We start from the raw sequence: 18,221 nt of genomic DNA, 5'->3' as shown, positions 1-18,221 counted from the left end.
CAGAAAGTCAGATCAACATCCGGACTACTAGTACATACGATGGGTAAAATTGCAATCGCATTTATTTATCTAATTTTTTAAATACTGATTCGCATTAATAATTCGTTTATCTGTATAGTATATATCCCGTATTTGTGTGTTTTATAGGCAAAATCCTATAAAAACTGAGTCAGAAGCTGTGCGTTTTTCTCTCGCTCTTCTCTCTCAAAACTGGCCAGATAGTGCTCTGTGGTACTCAGATCGTTGTGTCCTAGGGATTCACTTATATAGGCTATGTTTGCCCCGCTTCTCTTTAGGGTGGTTGCATAGCTGTGACGGGCTGTATAGGTGGTTATGTTATCCTTGATACCCAGTTCACGTGCAACCAGATTCATGTATTTATTGATTCTTTTAATTATATCTCTTGTCCTGACTTTCTGCTGGTTGGGAGTTTCAATACCATTCAGATAAGGAAATATGTAGGAGTTTACAGAAGGTGGATTGCCCCACTTAGAGATCACATTTTGAAGATCATCATTTAAAGGAACTCTGATACGTTTTATGTTCTTGGTTGTTCTACAGGTCTTTTGCCTGACAAAGCATATCTCATCATCTATAATATCAGAGTATTTGAGTTTAACCATATCGGCTACATTCAATCCGTTACAGAAATAGATAAACAACCATAAATCACGATATTTAAGCAGGGTTTCACTGAAATGTGTAAAATGATAGATTTGTTTTATATGGTCTATGGATAATGCTTTCTTGATGGAGTCACCTGTCTTTATCTCATACTTGCCTCTACCGAACGGATACTGGCTATCTTTGATAACTCCTGTGCGTTTGGCTTCATTCATGATTGCCCTCAGGTTACGCATGTGCATGCCTATTGAAGTAGTATTTTTAGTTTTAGTCCAAAAGGCTTCACAACGTTTCAGCCATGCAACAGTAATAATATCAAAGGGGATATTTCGTCCTCCAAATTCTTCTAAAATAAAAAGGGTATTTTGATTCAGATCTTTTGTACCAATCCGACCTTCTGCGTCGAGTTGTTTTATTTTGGCTTCCAGCACTTTATTCACACTTTCGCCCGAACCATTTCCCAAACGTGTATCGAGTGAGGAAAAAGAAAAATCTCCTTTCTGGCAAAGGGCATCTATATTTTCTTTGACAACATAAAATGATTCTTCGATACTTTTTCGGATATCGGATAATGTTCTGTTACGTGTATTGGAAAGGTTATCCCATTCTTCCTGTGTTAAGTTCTTTCCTGTTGGAAGATACTTTCGGACACGGTTGTGATTGACACGTATTCTGACCGGATAATTACCGTCTGCTCTCTTGGTTCTGTTGTCCAGTACTGCGGCTATGGTAATGCCGTCCCTTCTGTAATTGTACATAAATCTCCTATTTTTTGATTTATGCTATATATCCTCAAATAAAAAAAAATATAAAGAGTTAGGGAATTTCAGGAGAATAAGTACAGTTTTCGATTGAAATCCTATTCAATTCCTTATTGAAAAAGACCTCTCAATTGTAAATTAAATCTTACGGTATTGGGGAAAATGATCTCTAGGGAGATGCAATATTTTAAACTGTGAGTTTATACTAAAAAAGAGGGTTTTAGCTTAGCAGATACTAATATTAGCACTATTTTAGCATAGATTTAGTTTCTCTTTGCTCATAATTGCTCGATTTCTTGAAAATGATCCCCAAATAGCCTGATTTTGAGGTAAAATTCCTATATAATGGCTTAAAAATAAAAACTATAAATCGGGCTATTTTGGGAACTGTACAAAAATTGGAGACAATGGGTATTTCGGATAGAAAAAATATAATATTTATGAGAATCTGCTTCACTTGCTTCACTTTAGACATAGTGATCTATATCATCTTTCGTCGTTGACGACTATGACACATTTTTCTAAAATAGTGAAGCAAGTGAACTAAGTGAAGCTATATTGCAATAATTTAAACAAAGTTCTAATCGATAGTATAGATTGACTGAGATGACTCTAAACTAGGTATTTATTTAGGTGTTTTATCTCATAAGATAGCGTCTGCAAAGAGAGTTTCTAATCAGATATTAAAGGAAAAGATAGATTTGATTTATTTACGTAAATTCTCTATATTACAAATGCTTACATTCATGTGCGTCTTAAAACCAAGGGTGTGTGCAAAATGTGTGCAATAAAAAATAGAAAAAGCAATTACATCTCTGTAACTGCTTCATTTCTAAGTGACCCCGGAGGGGCTCGAACCCTCGACCCATTGATTAAGAGTCAATTGCTCTACCAACTGAGCTACGGAGTCTTTTATTTGGTGGTACAAAAGTAAAACAATTTATTTATTAAATATTGATTTATGTCCTAAAAAAGCTCTTTGTCTGCATTTTTAGGTTGCATCTGTGATTAAATACATATTTTAGCGACCAATAAAATAACTTCTATAAGAATGCAGAATAAAGATTTAGAAAAAGATTTTATGAATATGGTACAGCTTCATGAGCGTATCATCTATAAGGTCGCATCTTTCTATGCAGATATAGATCAAAGTATTAATGATCTATATCAGGAAGTTATCCTCAGCCTTTGGAAGGCATATCCGTCATTTAGAGGAGACAGCAAGTTATCGACATGGATATACAGGATAGCATTAAATACCTGCATTACATTTTTTCGTCGAAATAAACGAAAGCCTACTTATGTGGATTTAGTTATTGATATCCCCGACACACCTGATAATAATGAGGAAATTGTAGAACTCTATAGGTTAGTCAATCAGTTAGGAAAAATAGAAAGAGCACTGGTTCTTTTATATCTGGATGAGAAATCATACAAAGAAATTGCCGAAATTACAGGTCTGACCGTCACAAATGTATCTACTAAAATAAGTAGGATCAAAGAGAAACTAAAGAAAATGTCTAATGAGTAAAGTTACCTGTTATGGACTTAGATAATATAAAAAAATCTTGGAACGAGAATAATGTCCTCCCGGCATTATCTGAGGATAAGATACACAACATAATCAATAAAAGAGCAAAAACAGCTCTCGATAAACTTGTATTTTTTGAGATATTTGGATGCTTGATATTGATCCCTCTACTTCTTCTCCCTTATCTTCATGGCATTGCTTTTCCTCAGATGCCATATCCGGTTTTCACTAAATATTTTTATTTTGCGACATGTATTGTGGGATTCATTTGGCAGATATATAAATATAAGCTTCTTAAGAAAATAAATATAAGCCATACAACTATTGCAAGATGCTCGATATATATGTCAGAGTATAAACTATCTATAAACAGAGAGAGAATAGTAGGAGTATTATTCATCCTTATTTTTATTTTTTCATTTGCTTACTCTTACACAGATTTGGTGCATGGCGAACAGGAAAAATTAAAATTCTGTATATTCAATATAATATTATTCGTACTTGCTTGCTCTATTCTATTATTTTATTATAAATTAGCTTATTATAAGCGTATCAAGTTCATTGAGGCATCACTAAGAGAAGCCCGGGAAATGGAAAATGGCTGATTAACCCTATTGTTTATGAATGCAAAAAAACTAATTCTTGCCTTTATTGTATTTCTGATAACCATTTCAGGAATATCCGCTGAGGAAAAGATCCCCACAGGTTCTATTCTATGGAAAATATCGGGTAATGGGCTTACAGCTCCGTCCTATATCCTAGGTACACATCATATCATAAAAAAAGAGATACTCGATGATTTTAAGGGGATAGATGAAGCTTTGAGTAATACGGATCAGGTTGTAGGTGAAATCGACATGGATGAGATAGCTTCCAAAAGCAGTTTTATGCAAAATGCCGTTATAATGCCTGATAGTATCACATATAACCAATTTTTGTCTGAGCATGATTATGCTGTACTGGATTCTAACCTTAAGGCTGTATTACATGTTGGATTGGATAAACTTTCGAAGCTGAAGCCTGTAACAATAAGTTTTTTATATCTATTTAAAATATATGGCAAGGATATGCAATCGGAGCCTATGGATTTATATTTCCAGCAAATAGCCAAAGAGAATAATAAACCTATAATCGGGCTGGAAACCATCGAAGATCAGATGCAACTATTGTACTACTCAACTCCTATTGAAAAGCAAATTCTGGATTTATTATGCCAGACATCGAATAGCGAATATACATCGAAAGTTATAGGTGAGCTGGACGATTGTTATAGCAAAGGAGATTTAAACTCTATTCTCAAATTCATGAATGATGAAAATGACCCTTGTCCCGACACTCAGGAAGAGAAGGCCCAAGTAAATAAAGACCGGAATGATAAATGGCTGTTAAAGCTGCCTTCAATAATGGCTGAGAGAGCAAGTTTTATTGCTGTAGGCTGTATGCATATTGCAGGAGAAGATGGTTTGCTCTGGCAACTTAAGAAAATGGGTTATACCGTAGAGCCGGTAAAGTAAGTAACAGTAAATATTTATTATTACATTTTACAATTACAACTATCTCTTGCTATTACACTTACCAAAGTAACAAATAGGTCTGAGACCTTATTTACTATTCCAGAAATCGAGATATTGCCGAGCAACCTTCATATAATCGTGATGCCTTTCAACAAACAATCGCCCCTCTCCGGCTCGTTCGCCGATCGTGTTCTTATGCAAAATAAGATCCTCCAGTTTTTTGTAGATATCTTGTTGATCGGGGTATACATTTACAATCGGGCGAAGTTCTTGTTCGTGGAGCAGCTCATACATAGCAGGCTCTCCGCCTCCTACAAGGACTTTTCCTAAAGCCATTGTAAGCAAGCCATTCATAGCGGGGGAATACGAATACAATTGGTCTAAAACAACATGAGCATCTTTGATCCGGCTAAGATATTCGGAATACATGACCGATTCGACTTTGGTAACTTTGGAGTCGTTAGGATACGACTGTGTAATCTGCTGTATAACCTCATAAAGAAGATCAGTACCTTTAAATTCGTTCCGAGCCTTATTGATTCCAATAAAAAAATTAATCCTTTCTGTAGGAGGAAGTTCTGTCAATAACACTTTGCCTGTATTAACAGGTAAAGGGATATACTTCAACTTTTCACTGTAAAAATCTTTATAAGCTTCATAGTATTCGTACAAACAGGCTATTATGCCATTACATGATTCTGCAATTTCGATATTGGCATCCTCCCGTTTTGTTCCGATCCAATTTTCTATTAAGAAGTCACTTTTTGTTCTTGCATTTTTGATATCCCCGATATAGAATTCAGAGTATTTATATTTCTGGCTGAGGCAAGCCTTTATCCAGAAATAATCATCGCCAAAGGCTCCCAGAAAGATTTTCTTATTGTGTCGTCTCAAATACCGGTATAACTCAATATTGACTCTTATATTCTGTGTTGTAAAGCAAGGATTGGTTATCTGAACAATATCGTATCCTTTAAAATTCCGGAGATTAGAAGATATAGTTAACAAGTTAGCTAAAGTATCTTTTAAACTAGAGCTTTCGCGTTTAAGATCTATATCCCGATGATAATTTTTGAAGCCATCACCATCGGATGCAACTGTTACATCATGTCCGAGAATCTTTAATCCTTCAGACAATGTAAGGTGTAACCCGCTATAATCTCCCAGTAACAGTATTTTCATTTATAAATAGTAAGTTCTCTGACTTATTTATTGTTGATCTTTATTAAGTAAAGCGAATATTTAATGCGATATTTTATCACCATAACCATCTCTGGTCGTTAAGCCTGCCAAAGCAACCTTAGTTACAAAAAGTAAACAAAATAAGTGACAAAAGTAACCGATAAATAGCCAATAAGTGTCACTTTCGTGATTCACCTAAGTGTCTGTATTTAAACAAATAACAATCCAAAAGGTTACAAAGGTAACAAAAGTAACACTTTTTTCACTGTTTTTATTTTTCCTTGTTTACTGTCGACCGACCGGTTTACTGATAACTGACAGATAAAAAATTTAGCATTAATTCCAAGCCGGATCATAACTTGTTGCCCGACCACGTTGCTCATACTTAAGATCCTGCAACATCGATGAATTGACTCGCAGAGATATATAATAGGTCGCATATGGACCTATCGGATTAAAACTGGCGGTAATATTCCAACAGTGTAAGTTTCTCGACAGATTACACGTCAACCACGAAATCCTCTGCCCCGGAACATCATAACTGGCATTAAAAGATAGGTTCCAGTTTTTGGTCGGTTGGATCGAGCCATTAAAACTGAGGTTATGAGTAATAACTCCTTTAAACCGTTCTTTGTTTAAATCGAATACTGAATTATAACTCATGTTATAATTAATTGACAAATTCCATTTGATGTCACTCTTCAGGAATCCATCCTGATCGAACTCTCCTGCTGCTTCCTTTTTATCAAAAAGGCTCTGGCGAGGTCCTCCATCTTCAGGAATATCCCCATCTTCATCCGACAAATCGGCTTCCGGATTATCTCTGCTCTTATCATCTTTTGACGTAGAATCTCCTCCCTTGCCAAACCATTTTTTGAATGTATCCTGATTTATTGAAGGCGATATGGTATATCCTGTGCTCACCAGTCGCGCTATACCCCCGTTTCCAATAAGTAAACGGTCTATCCGCTGTCCTTTATTATCATACATATATGGGTCCCACACTCCGTTAAGATTGACTGTTAAGCTTTTGCTCAATTTCAACCGCATATTAGTTCCGATATTACTCCATTTGAACTCATCCGCCATCATATTGTAACTGAAATTTATCCCTAAATTATCGATCAAACTGATAATCTTAGTAGAGTCATTTTCAGTACCAACTTTCATTTCAATATTATTTTCGAAACTAAAATTTATATTCCCTTGTCTCCCTGCACTCGAAGGGCGAAATATTTCATTTTGGAAAGGTGAATATAAATGTGTTTGCAACTCTCCGTTCGCATCATAATAGGAATACTTCTTATAAGAGCCAAAGCGGGGATCGGTAAAGTCGGGATTACCACCAAAGCTAATAGAGGGGGTAAATACATGCCGTATCTTTTGCAATTTACCTATTTTAAAGATCGGTTCATAGAAACCATATAGCCGTGTCTGAAAACTTACATTATAATTAAAATCATAAGAGCGGAAAAACGAATAAGTGGTATCTGCAAGTACATGAGCATTTTGTACGGGATCCCATTTCTGACTGATCGAACGGCTATACCATCTCTCGTTATAGCTAAAGCTAGGGGTTACATTCAAATAATTCAACACGCTGAAAGTTCCTGCTGTCTGAACCCTATGTTGTACACCATTACTCCAGTCCTTCACCAGATTTGATTTGAATAGCAAGTTGTCTTTCGTTGTGATACTATTTCTTAAATCACCTGTATAATTTAAAGAAACCTTTTCGTACCACTTGGCTGAACCAACCGCCTCTTTTCTCTTAAACGGAAAAATACGACTCATAGTAACTGTAAGGTTGGGCAATGTCAAAGATATAGTGGTATCTCTCGTAATCTGGTTAGCCGTTGCATTGGCTGTCATTGTAAATGGCGAATTGGGAAAACGTTGAGTAAGAGTTACTGTTGAACTTCTCGTATTGTCGGTTCCCGACTGAGTAAAAGCAACATTTAGACTATTCCTGTTATAAGTAGACGATCGATAATTGACACTGGCGGCGAGTGTCCTGAACATATTTGCTTTCGGATCCTGACTATGCTGCCAGTCTATCGACATATCTTTCGATTCACTGAATGTCTCGGGAATATCACGATCTCCCCTCTTCGTATACAGGTAGTTAACATTGAATGAACCACTGTATCTATAACGTTTTTTGTATGTTGATCTGGCGGAAAGCCCCCATGAGCCTTTTGTATATATTTCTCCGGTCAGAGCCAAATCAATATTGTCATTGATGGCAAAGTAATATCCACCATCACGCAAGTTAAAACCACGATCCATATCATCCCCGTAGGATGGCATAATAATTCCCGAAGAATATTTTTCACTGAATGGGAAAAAGCCAAAAGGTATTGCTAAAGGCAATGGCAGCCCTTCAATCACTAAATAAGCAGGCCCTGTTACTACATTTTTCTTAGGGCGGACTTTAGCCTTGGTTAGCATCATGTAGAAGTGAGGATGATCGTGATTATCGCAGGTCGTATATTTCCCGTCACACATAAAGAATGTATCATCAGCATTTTTCTTTGCTTTATCGGCTACTATATACCCTTCTCCCTGTTGGGTAATAATAGTTGTCATATACCCTTTTCTGCTTTTGAAATTATAGCTTACCGATTTCATCTCATACTCGGCTCCATTATCGGTAAATACAGGACGACCAAACTCCTTTCCGATCGAATCCAAACCATATGTAGCATGTACAATGCTGCTATCCATATTCATGGATATATTTTCGGCCTGAATACCCATTGTCTGATAATTGACTTTACTATCGCCATACAGGAAACCCCTATTGTCGGAAGTAAAAACAATAGAATCATTTGCCGAATAATCTACAGGTGCATCCAGTGAATTTTTTTTGCTCTTAGTGGTATCTTGGGCTATTGTATCGGGGACTTGAGGACGCAGACTATCCGTCGTTAAAGCACGATCAGATGTTACCGAATCCTGCAAAAACGAGATATTTGAGTTTTTCTCCGCTTGTTGATATAATTGTGCTCCCCAAAAAGGAGAAGAGAACAACACAAACAGGAAAGTGTATATACAGAAATGAGTCTTCTTCATCAAAACGGATTCGACCTGATAATTCAAACTGCAAAACTAAGCATTTAATAAAAAAGGAAAAGCTAAAAAAACGAAAATCTAACCTTATTATCTATTCCTTATGAATAAATAGGATGAAAAAGATAAACTTTTACACTTTTCTAGTGTTATTTACCGGATTTTGATTCGGCATAGACTATGTTTCCATGTAATAATTCAGACAAATACAGATTATAAAAAAGGTAAAATAGTCTTACACTAAAAAAATATGTATCTTCGGTAATCAAATATTCTATGAATCATTCGCTACCCTAAAAGTAAAGAAAAGCAATCGGATATTTTAATAGAAATAGTAAATTAATCTAATAGAAGAAATGGGTTATATTATACCAAAGCTACCATTAAATGTTGATGTTGAAACTAAAGCCATCTTGAAACAATTAAATGCAGCAAATAAAAAATTAGCTGAACTAAAAGGTGTCGCCCTTACTATTCCAAATGAAAATATTTTGATTAACACTCTTTCTCTTCAGGAAGCAAAAGATAGTTCAGCAATAGAAAATATTGTAACTACTAATGATGAACTATTTAAAGGTGAGTTAGATATTGAGCAAAAGGCATACATGGTATCAGAAGCAACAAAAGAAGTTCTTAATTATGCACTAGCCTTAAGGTCTGGATTTAGTCTGGTAAGAAAAAGCCTTCTATTAACAAACTCTCATATCAAACAAATCCAGGAAATATTAGAAGAGAACAAGGCCGGTTTTCGTACAGTTCCGGGCACGACTCTTAAGAATCAATTAAAAGAAGTCGTTTACACACCTCCTCAAGACAGAATGCAGATAGAAGGGTATATGACAAATTTAGAGATTTATATCAATGATGATTCTGTATCGGAAGTAGACCCTCTTATAAAAATGTCAATTATACATCATCAGTTTGAAAGCATCCATCCGTTTTATGATGGGAATGGACGTACAGGACGTATCATTAATATATTGTACCTTGTAACAAAAGGACTACTCGATTTACCTATACTTTATTTAAGTCGTTATTTTATTCGAACTAAAGCTGAATATTACACTTTATTGCAGAAAGTGAGAGACACTAACCAATGGGAAGAGTGGGTACTTTACGTATTAAAAGGGGTAGAGCAAACAGCAACTCAAACTATACAGTTGGTAAAAGGTATTTCTTTGTTAATGACGCAATACAAACAAGAGATGCGCCCATTATTAGGGAAAGCTTATAATCACGAATTGTTGAATAATTTATTCAATCACCCATATACTAAGATTGAATTTGTAGTTAGAGATTTAAATGTGACCCGGATAACGGCAACCGGATATTTAGAGAAATTGGTAAAAGCAAAACTATTAACTAAGATTAAGCTAGGCAAGTATAATTATTATCTAAATATGCCCTTAATAGACTTACTAATGAGTACTAGTGGCGAAACCCAATCACCGCACGTTGAGCAGATAGAGTCAATAAACAATTGATTCAACAACTTCTAAAAACTATACCTGTCAAAGACAACGTGTATAGAAAAACATAGAAACCTATACATATTAAGTCTTACGTGTATAGAAAAACACGGAAACCTATACATATTAGGTTTGACATATATAGAATAATGCATAAAACAGTGTAACATTAATACCCTATATTCTGATTCGACATAGGGTATTCCTCAAAAGAATTCTGTTTTTTTATGACCCTTTCATTTCCAATTCTCCACTTTGAAATAAGCAACATATAACATTTTTAGTACCTTTGCCAATCATGCGGAGGATTTCTGATCCAAGCATATACGAACTCAAGATACAAGAGCATATTACTTATTTATGATGAATACAGTACACATAGATTTATGTCCCGTCTGTGCCAATAACAATTGTCCGGAGACCCTTATTTGTAAAGATCATTTGGTTACAGGCGAACTGTTTTCAGTACATCGATGCTCTAAATGTAATTTTGCCTTTACTCAGAATTTTCCTTGCGAAGAAGAAATAGGCAAGTATTACGATGCTCCTGAGTACATTTCTCATTCCGATACTCATCAGGGATTCATAAACTCATTATACCACCAAGCCCGAAAGATATCTTTGAAGTCAAAGACCAAAATGGCATCGAAGTATTCGTCCGAGACTGCCGAAACCCTGCTTGACATAGGTTCGGGGACAGGTTATTTTCTGAATGCCATGCGTCGAAAAAAATGGATTGTTACAGGCATCGAAAAATCGGAAACAACAAGGGAGTACGCCCACAAAAAATTCGGGCTCAATATTCAGGATTCAGAATACTTATTTAAAATGCCCGACAGAACAAAAGACGTGGTGACTATGTGGCACGTACTCGAACATATAGAGAAACTGAATGATACAATGGCAAACCTCCATCGGATATTAAAAGACGACGGCGTTCTGTTTGTGGCCCTACCCAACAAAAAATCGGCAGATGCGATTGCCTATAAAGAACATTGGGCAGCATACGATGTACCTCGTCACTTGTGGCATTTTTCACCTGATGATTTTAAACAATTTGCAGAAAAGCATAACTTTAAGATCGAAAAAATGAAACCGATGTATTTCGATCCGTTTTATATAGCCATGCTGAGTGAGAAAAACAAAGGAACTTCTACAGCAAGCCTCGCAGGTCTGTTCAAAGGGTCTTTGTTTTTCATTCAAAGCCTTTTTAATACACGCAGATGCAGCTCTATTATTTATATACTTAAGAAGAAATAAGGTCTCAGACGTTTAAATACATACACAATATGATACAAGAGGAAAAGTCAGTACTTAAGAAATTACTCCAGCACGTTATAGCTATCGTTTGCTTCTTAGCCGTCACACTCGTATACTTCAGCCCCGTTTTGGACGGCAAAGTACTTCAGCAAAGTGACGTTCAACAATACAAAGGAATGTCGCGCGAATTGGCTCAGTATTATGAAAAAGAAGGCCAATCTTCGGCATGGACAGGCTCCATGTTTTCGGGAATGCCTGCCTATCAGATCGGAATATGGGGAGGAGCTCCTAATTTTCTCGATTATCTCGAAGCACCTCTAAAGGCTCTGGGGAATAGCACCTCGGGACCTGTATTCGCAGGTATGCTGATGGCTTATATCCTATTTTGTGTCATGGGTGTTGGTTTTTTCCCTGCCGTATTAGGAGCAATAGCTTACTCTTTATCTTCTTATAATATTATAATTATTGATGCCGGACACGTTACCAAAGCGTGGGCAATAGCCTATATGCCTCTCATAGTAGCCGGATTGGCAGCAGCTTTCAGGCGAAAGTATCTTATGGCAGGGCTTTTTATGGCACTCGGCTTAGCATTACAAATTAAGAATAACCACTTGCAGGTTACCTATTATACCGGATTATTATGCGTATTTATATACCTTGGATTATTAATTAATGAGATTCCAAAGAAGAATTTCTCCGGATTATTCAAAGCGACAGCAGCTTTAGTTGTTGGAGTTGCAATTGCTGTACTTTGTAATTTTGGGAATATATATGCCAATTACGAAATGTCGAAAGAAAGCACACGCGGACAATCGGAACTGACTCAACCTACCCAATCGGAAAAGCAATCATCGGGTCTTGATAAAGAATACGCCTTCGCATGGAGCTACGGCAAAATGGAAACCCTATCGCTTTTGATTCCCGATATACACGGCGGAGCTTCGGGAGGAATATTATCTCCATCGTCTAACCTATACAAAGCAATCAGAACAAATGCACCTCAGGCACAAGTTGACTCTGCAGGGATACAAGCTCAGACTTACTGGGGAGATCAACCTTTCACCTCAGGTCCTGTTTATTTTGGGGCAATTATTTGTTTCCTGTTTGTATTAGGAATATTCGTTATAAGACATCCTATGAAATGGGTGTTACTCGTTGCAACTACATTTTTCATCTTTTTATCATGGGGACATAATTTCGAACTGTTCAACGATTGGTTCTTCTATCACTTCCCGATGTATAATAAATTCAGAGCCGTATCTACAGCTTTGGTGATACCTGCCCTTACCATGCTTATTGTTGCAGCATGGGGAATGAAGGCCTTTTTCAGCGGAGAGATTAAAGACGAGAAACTGAAGAGATCACTTTATATATCTGCCGGAATTACCGGAGGAATAAGCTTCCTGCTATGGCTAGCTCCCGGAATTTTCGGGTTCGACTTCACTTCTGCCACCGATAGCCAGTGGATATCTCAAGTTCCCGATTGGTATTATTCGGCACTTGTTGCAGACCGTAAAGATCTTTTATCTTCCGATGCTCTACGTTCATTGATTTATATTATTCTGGCGGCAGGAACATTATATGCTGCTCTCAAACTAAAAGGTGACAGAAACAAGATAACAGTATATTGCTCTGTAGTATTAATACTTTTGGTAGTTATTGATTTATGGGGTGTGGACAAACGTTATTTGAACAATGATAAATTCCAAAGTAAACTGTCGTACGATGCAAATCGCCCGTTCCCTCAAACGGAAGCCGATAAAGCTATACTGCAGGATAAGCACCCATCGTATCGGGTCTTAAATTTGAATAATCCATTTAATGAAACTAAGACATCTTACTACCATAAATCGATAGGAGGATACCATGCGGCTAAGTTGAAACGTTATCAGGAATTGATCGATTATCGCCTGCAAGGTGAAATCAACTCAATCATCAAATCTTTCGATTCTCAGAATATAGACAGTATAATCGGCTCTCTTCAAAAGAATACAGCATTGAATATGCTGAATGCCAAGTATATTATATTTCATCCCGAACAAGCACCTTTGCAGAATCCATATGCAATGGGTAATGTCTGGTTTGTGAACAATTATATCTTTACAGAGAATGCAGACAAAGAAATTGCCGCATTAAATACTCTTGATATAACCACAACTGCTGTTGTAGATAAAAGATTCGAAGATCAGTTATCAGGCTTTACAGTCGTTCCCGATTCTACTGCAACAATCGAGCTGACCGAATACAAACCGAATGCACTTAAATACAAATCGTCTGCTCAAAGCGAGCAATTGGCAATCATGTCCGAAATGTATTATCCGAATGGATGGGAAGCTTATATAGATGGTAAACCCGCTACACATTTCCGTGCAGACTGGACTTTGCGCGCAATACGTATTCCGGCAGGACAACACGAGATAGAATTCAAATTCGAACCTCATGCATATAATACTGCACGTGCTATAGCTTCGGCAAGTAGTGGGCTTTTGATCCTCTTACTTATTGGAGGTATAGGCTCTCTCTTTTACAAAAGGAAAGATAAGCAGTCAAAAGCATGAAATTCTCGTTCATAACCTGCACATATAATCGGGATAAATATATTGCCCAAACGCTTAAGGCTGTTTGTGAACAAACATATGACCCTCTCGATTATGAAATAATTGTTGTAGACAATAACAGTACCGATTCTACTGCAACGATATGTGAAGAGTTCATACAGAAATATCCAAATCGGAAGTTTCGATATTTCAAAGAGACTAACCAAGGGTTTTCTTTTGCTCTTAACAGAGGCATAAAAGAAGCCAAAGGAGAGTATATCATCTTTGTGGATGATGACGAAACCATCGTCCCCGAACATCTGGAACGTCTAAGTAAACATCTGAATAATTATCCGGATGCAGTTCTTGCAGGATCTCCCGTAATCCCTGTTTATGAAGAAGCACAGCCCAAATGGATGTCACATTTCACCCAACGGTTGATAGGAGGTTATTTCGATCAGGGAAAGCATTCGAAAAAATTGGATGCAAAAAACTATCCGGGCACAGGGCACACCATCATCAAAAAAGAACTCTACGAGAAATATGGCTATTACAATACCCAATTGGGACGTAAAGCGGGTTCACTAATAGGAGCTGAGGACAAGGATATGTTTAATCGTTTGAAGAAAAACAATATAGAATGTTATTACTTTCCCGATATTCCTATCTATCATCATATCCCAAAGGAAAAGCTGACCGATCAGTTTTTCCACAAGTTAACATACTCTATCGGGCGAAGTGAACGTATACGCACGCTATCCGTTTCAAAGAATGAATATCGACGAAGACTCTTTGATGAATGCATCAAATGGGTAGCTTCTCTTATCTTATGTATCGGATATATTATTGCACTTTCGCCTCAAAAAGGAATACGGTTATTGCAATTCAGAAGGAATGTAACCAAAGGCTTACTTTTTTCACGAGACAGTGATCAGTCAACAGTCAACACCAATAATTCATAAAGGTCTAACTATATCATTCTATTTATGAAAAAGAAAAAATCAACCAATCGTTTCGCTAAGATATTTTTTATTCTTGTTCTTGTTTTAGGAGCACTATTTATTTTCAGAGGTACTATATATCGTACGGCTGTTACTTACAAAGAAGATGGCAGCCGAAAAAACTATAAGGTTAAAGATAAGAATCTGGCTATTTTTATTGAGGATAACATAAAGAGTAATCAGGCAGGCGATATCGAATCTATTATCGATCTATCTCAGAAAATTACCGATTTGGCTCTGACATTTTCACTGGAAGGAAAAGAAAACGATCCGAATAAGACAGTATTACTTCGTCAAGCCAATTGTGTCGGATATGCAGCCTTCGCGGCAAGCGTAGGTAATTACCTCATCGAAAAGTACAAACTTGATGAAGTATGGGAAGCCAAACCCGTAAAAGGAAAACTATATCTATTTGGTGTAGATATGCACTCTCAGTTTAAAAATAAAAGTTTCAAAGATCACGACTTTGTGATATTCAGAAACAAAATAACCAAGAAGGAAATCGCTATCGATCCTACTGCATATGATCGTTTTGGTATAGAACGCATTACCAAGAAGTAAAAATATCGGCAATGCCAGATTTAATTTCAATTTCTCAGCAAATCAAAGAATATGCCCTGTCCATCGGATTCGATGCTTGCGGCATATGCGAAGCTGAGAAAATTGAAATTATAGAAAGTAATCATTATCAGGAGTGGATCGACAAGGGATACCATGCCGACATGGATTATATGGCTCGCAATATAGATAAGAGATGCGACCCCACCCTGCTTGTCGATAATGCAAAGTCGATCATCAGCCTTGCATTGAATTACTATCCGCACGAAAAGCAATCCGAAGCAGTGCCTCAATTTGCATATTATGCATATGGTAAAGATTATCATGATGTAATGAAGGCAAAACTACAACAACTTTTCGACTATATCCAAACCCTGCTTTCAAATGTTAACGGACGGGTATTCTGTGATACTGCACCGGTTCTGGAACGTTACTGGGCTGCTAAAGCGGGAGTAGGTTTTATAGGGAAAAACACTTTATTAATAATACCCAAACGAGGATCTTATTTCTTTCTGGGGGAAGTTATTATCGACGCTGAGTTATCCTATGATAAGCCACTCGGCTTATCTTGCGGAAAATGTACACGATGTTTACAGGCATGCCCCACAGGAGCCATAGAACAACCCCATCTGTTAAATGCAAAAAAATGCATCTCTTATCAAACAATAGAGAATAAAGGGGAGATAGACCAAGCCATAGTACCGCTCCTTAACAACAGAATGTACGGATGCGATATCTGCCAACAAATATGTCCCTGGAACAGGTATGCACGCCCTCATACAACGGAGGAATTTATACCTCGAGAAGAATTCTTATCGATGGATCACCAAAGTATCGCCAATATGACAGTAGAAGATTATCAACGAATATTTAAAGGATCGGCAGTAAAGAGAGCCAAATATTCGGGGATAATGAGAAATTTTAAAGCTCTCACATCATATCAAAAAGCAGTCTCAAAAGACTAAATAGAACACAGAATACACAGAGATAACAGAAAATACAGAATTTTATATTAAACGCAAAGTTGCAAAGACACAATTTCTTTCTACTCCGTCTCAGTAGGAGAGGGTTGGGGTGAGGTGCTAAAATCTGTTATATCCGTGTATTCTGTGTGCTGAATTTCTTTTGACACCCCCTCCGAGCTGGAGTCAAAGGAGCTAGATATAATACTCCGACACATCCACAATCCCTGCCTTCATTGCATACTTTGTAGCCTCATGCACATTGTTGACTTCCAGCTTTCTGAATATGTTTTTACGGTGAGTTATAACGGTATGAAAGCTCAAATGACGCTCGGCAGCAATCTCTTTGGTAGTATGCCCTAAAGCTATTTCTTTGAGAATTTCTTTTTCTGTCTGGGTTAGATTATGATCGGAGGCAGAGTCTAAAGAACGGCTCAATGTTTTCATATGATTATCAACCCTTTTACAATAAAAACTTTCACCGAAAAGGGCAGAGCGAATAGTGGCATCTATTTCCGGTAAAGGACATGATTTAAGAACAATGCTAAAAGGTAGATTATTGGATTGTACCTGCTTAAGGAAACTATCACTCAATTCATCAGAGAAAAGAATCCAGTCAGATTTCGGGTAACGCTCACTCAGTATCTGCAAATCATTTATAGACTCAAAGTCAAAAAGAGTGTAATCCAGAATAATTAATCCATCTATATTTTCCGACAATACATGTATCAAATCCGATTTATCGCCAACTTCATATACTTGAGAAATATCTTTAATATCTCTCACCATAGATTTAATACCTACACGTGTTATATCTTGCGTATCTGCGATGATCAGGTTTCTCATTATCAATATCTAAATAGATGATTTACAAAAGTAGGAAAAGTCTCGAAATATATGCTCTTGAATACATCATAAAGTGAAAAATGAGATTTTATACCCCAACTGCCAAACGTCAATAATATATTAATAAACAATGTTTTACAACATAAAAAGACCCCGTTTTATCCATACTTTATAAACGATTTGACACAATAGATTTCTAAAAATAGTTAAGGTTCTCAACCTTTTGTTTAATTGTCAAATCCACCCTTTCCGTATCTAACTATTTATCAATAGATTAAATCGATATTCAATTTTAACGTTCTGTTAAATACATGAAAGTAAACCACTTTTGATTTGTTATTAACAAAATAATTATGTTATCTTTGAAAAATGCACTTCCAAAAACAGAGTGTATTAATCATTCAATTTTATCATTTTTAATTATGGAAAAAACCCTTGTTATACTAAAACCTTCAGCAATTCAGCGAGGACTTATAGGAGACGTTATTTCTCGATTCGAACGCAAAGGTTTACGATTAGCAGGGATGAAAATGATTCAATTGGATGACACTATCCTAAGCGAGCATTATGCTAACTTAAAAGACAAACCGTTTTTTCAACGGGTTAAGAATTCAATGATGGTATGCCCCGTAGTTGTTCAATGCTGGGAAGGTGTGGACGCTGTAAAAGTTGTTAGGAATATTACCGGAGCAACTAATGGACGCGAAGCTGCAGCGGGAACCATCAGAGGAGATTTATCAATCAGTTCTCAGGAAAATATTGTACATGCATCCGATTCCGCAGAGTCAGCTCAAATTGAACTTTCGCGGTTCTTCAAAGAGAACGAACTATTCGATTACAAACTCTGGGTCTTACCTAATTTGTATGCGAATGATGAGATATAATTCAGTTACAAATCAAAAAG

14 protein-coding genes and 1 tRNA gene are annotated in these 18,221 nt (G+C 36.7%); 10 read left to right on the top strand and 5 right to left on the bottom strand.

Annotation, left to right across the window (positions count from 1 at the left end):
* Positions 1-155 precede the first annotated feature (155 nt).
* Positions 156-1,382, bottom strand: a complete 1,227-nt coding sequence (locus CLV62_RS13360) for a site-specific integrase (RefSeq protein WP_110311279.1) — start codon at positions 1,380-1,382, stop codon at positions 156-158.
* Between the two features lie 840 nt (positions 1,383-2,222).
* Positions 2,223-2,295, bottom strand: a tRNA-Lys gene (locus CLV62_RS13355).
* A 141-nt stretch (positions 2,296-2,436) separates the two neighbouring features.
* On the opposite strand from CLV62_RS13355, the gene CLV62_RS13350 reads away from it, so the two are divergent.
* Genes CLV62_RS13350 through CLV62_RS13340 form a run of 3 tightly spaced genes read left to right on the top strand, consistent with a single transcriptional unit; the run spans position 2,437 to position 4,430 of the window.
* On the top strand, positions 2,437-2,916 hold the full coding sequence (locus tag CLV62_RS13350; protein ID WP_110311278.1) for an RNA polymerase sigma factor: 480 nt from the start codon (positions 2,437-2,439) through the stop codon (positions 2,914-2,916).
* Between the two features lie 11 nt (positions 2,917-2,927).
* A complete protein-coding gene (locus CLV62_RS13345; RefSeq protein ID WP_110311277.1) occupies positions 2,928-3,521 on the top strand; it encodes a hypothetical protein in 594 nt (197 codons plus the stop codon).
* Positions 3,522-3,536: 15 nt separating this feature from the next.
* Positions 3,537-4,430 carry a TraB/GumN family protein gene (locus CLV62_RS13340; RefSeq protein WP_110311276.1) on the top strand — a complete coding sequence of 298 codons (894 nt, stop codon included), beginning with the start codon at positions 3,537-3,539 and terminating at the stop codon, positions 4,428-4,430.
* Between the two features lie 87 nt (positions 4,431-4,517).
* Here CLV62_RS13340 and CLV62_RS13335 read toward each other — a convergent pair whose 3' ends face one another.
* Complete coding sequence (locus tag CLV62_RS13335) at positions 4,518-5,612, bottom strand: glycosyltransferase (RefSeq protein WP_110311275.1); 1,095 nt, start codon at positions 5,610-5,612, stop codon at positions 4,518-4,520.
* Positions 5,613-5,948: 336 nt separating this feature from the next.
* On the bottom strand, positions 5,949-8,687 hold the full coding sequence (locus CLV62_RS13330; protein ID WP_110311274.1) for a putative LPS assembly protein LptD: 2,739 nt from the start codon (positions 8,685-8,687) through the stop codon (positions 5,949-5,951).
* A gap of 353 nt (positions 8,688-9,040) precedes the next feature.
* Between CLV62_RS13330 and CLV62_RS13325 the strand changes: the two genes are divergently transcribed.
* The 6 genes from CLV62_RS13325 (at position 9,041) to queG (ending at position 16,474) form a co-directional block, all read left to right on the top strand.
* Positions 9,041-10,168, top strand: coding sequence for a Fic family protein (locus CLV62_RS13325; RefSeq protein ID WP_110311273.1), 1,128 nt, complete (start codon positions 9,041-9,043; stop codon positions 10,166-10,168).
* Positions 10,169-10,513: 345 nt separating this feature from the next.
* Complete coding sequence (locus tag CLV62_RS13320) at positions 10,514-11,413, top strand: class I SAM-dependent methyltransferase (RefSeq protein WP_245904094.1); 900 nt, start codon at positions 10,514-10,516, stop codon at positions 11,411-11,413.
* Between the two features lie 29 nt (positions 11,414-11,442).
* On the top strand, positions 11,443-13,971 hold the full coding sequence (locus tag CLV62_RS13315; protein ID WP_110311272.1) for a YfhO family protein: 2,529 nt from the start codon (positions 11,443-11,445) through the stop codon (positions 13,969-13,971).
* A complete protein-coding gene (locus tag CLV62_RS13310; RefSeq protein ID WP_110311271.1) occupies positions 13,968-14,912 on the top strand; it encodes a glycosyltransferase family 2 protein in 945 nt (314 codons plus the stop codon). Before CLV62_RS13315 ends, CLV62_RS13310 begins: the two co-directional genes overlap by 4 nt.
* A gap of 24 nt (positions 14,913-14,936) precedes the next feature.
* Positions 14,937-15,512, top strand: a complete 576-nt coding sequence (locus CLV62_RS13305) for a hypothetical protein (protein WP_110311270.1) — start codon at positions 14,937-14,939, stop codon at positions 15,510-15,512.
* Between the two features lie 11 nt (positions 15,513-15,523).
* Positions 15,524-16,474 (top strand): tRNA epoxyqueuosine(34) reductase QueG, encoded by a 951-nt coding sequence (gene queG, locus CLV62_RS13300; RefSeq protein ID WP_110311269.1) that lies wholly within the window; start codon positions 15,524-15,526, stop codon positions 16,472-16,474.
* A gap of 192 nt (positions 16,475-16,666) precedes the next feature.
* On the opposite strand, the gene CLV62_RS13295 is transcribed toward queG, so the two are convergent.
* Positions 16,667-17,317 carry a helix-turn-helix transcriptional regulator gene (locus tag CLV62_RS13295; RefSeq protein ID WP_110311268.1) on the bottom strand — a complete coding sequence of 217 codons (651 nt, stop codon included), beginning with the start codon at positions 17,315-17,317 and terminating at the stop codon, positions 16,667-16,669.
* Between the two features lie 422 nt (positions 17,318-17,739).
* On the opposite strand from CLV62_RS13295, the gene ndk reads away from it, so the two are divergent.
* A complete protein-coding gene (ndk, locus tag CLV62_RS13290) occupies positions 17,740-18,201 on the top strand; it encodes a nucleoside-diphosphate kinase (RefSeq protein WP_110311286.1) in 462 nt (153 codons plus the stop codon).
* The last annotated feature ends 20 nt before the right edge of the window (positions 18,202-18,221 follow it).

The organism is Indolivaga alginatilytica, from assembly GCF_003201355.1.
GTDB classification, from domain to species: Bacteria; Bacteroidota; Bacteroidia; order Bacteroidales; family Dysgonomonadaceae; genus Dysgonomonas_A; species Dysgonomonas_A alginatilytica.
This window is presented reverse-complemented; position numbering and strand designations above follow the sequence as displayed.

Bases quoted from the DNA above. Each gene is read 5' to 3' on its own strand.
- queG (WP_110311269.1), top strand. From the start codon at position 15,524: ATGCCAGATTTAATTTCAATTTCTCAGCAAATCAAAGAATATGCCCTG.
- CLV62_RS13320 (WP_245904094.1), top strand. From the start codon at position 10,514: ATGATGAATACAGTACACATAGATTTATGTCCCGTCTGTGCCAATAAC.
- ndk (WP_110311286.1), top strand. From the start codon at position 17,740: ATGGAAAAAACCCTTGTTATACTAAAACCTTCAGCAATTCAGCGAGGA.
- CLV62_RS13335 (WP_110311275.1), bottom strand. From the start codon at position 5,612: ATGAAAATACTGTTACTGGGAGATTATAGCGGGTTACACCTTACATTG.
- CLV62_RS13330 (WP_110311274.1), bottom strand. From the start codon at position 8,687: ATGAAGAAGACTCATTTCTGTATATACACTTTCCTGTTTGTGTTGTTC.
- CLV62_RS13305 (WP_110311270.1), top strand. From the start codon at position 14,937: ATGAAAAAGAAAAAATCAACCAATCGTTTCGCTAAGATATTTTTTATT.
- CLV62_RS13315 (WP_110311272.1), top strand. From the start codon at position 11,443: ATGATACAAGAGGAAAAGTCAGTACTTAAGAAATTACTCCAGCACGTT.
- CLV62_RS13350 (WP_110311278.1), top strand. From the start codon at position 2,437: ATGCAGAATAAAGATTTAGAAAAAGATTTTATGAATATGGTACAGCTT.
- CLV62_RS13340 (WP_110311276.1), top strand. From the start codon at position 3,537: ATGAATGCAAAAAAACTAATTCTTGCCTTTATTGTATTTCTGATAACC.
- CLV62_RS13360 (WP_110311279.1), bottom strand. From the start codon at position 1,382: ATGTACAATTACAGAAGGGACGGCATTACCATAGCCGCAGTACTGGAC.
- CLV62_RS13345 (WP_110311277.1), top strand. From the start codon at position 2,928: ATGGACTTAGATAATATAAAAAAATCTTGGAACGAGAATAATGTCCTC.
- CLV62_RS13310 (WP_110311271.1), top strand. From the start codon at position 13,968: ATGAAATTCTCGTTCATAACCTGCACATATAATCGGGATAAATATATT.
- CLV62_RS13295 (WP_110311268.1), bottom strand. From the start codon at position 17,317: ATGAGAAACCTGATCATCGCAGATACGCAAGATATAACACGTGTAGGT.
- CLV62_RS13325 (WP_110311273.1), top strand. From the start codon at position 9,041: ATGGGTTATATTATACCAAAGCTACCATTAAATGTTGATGTTGAAACT.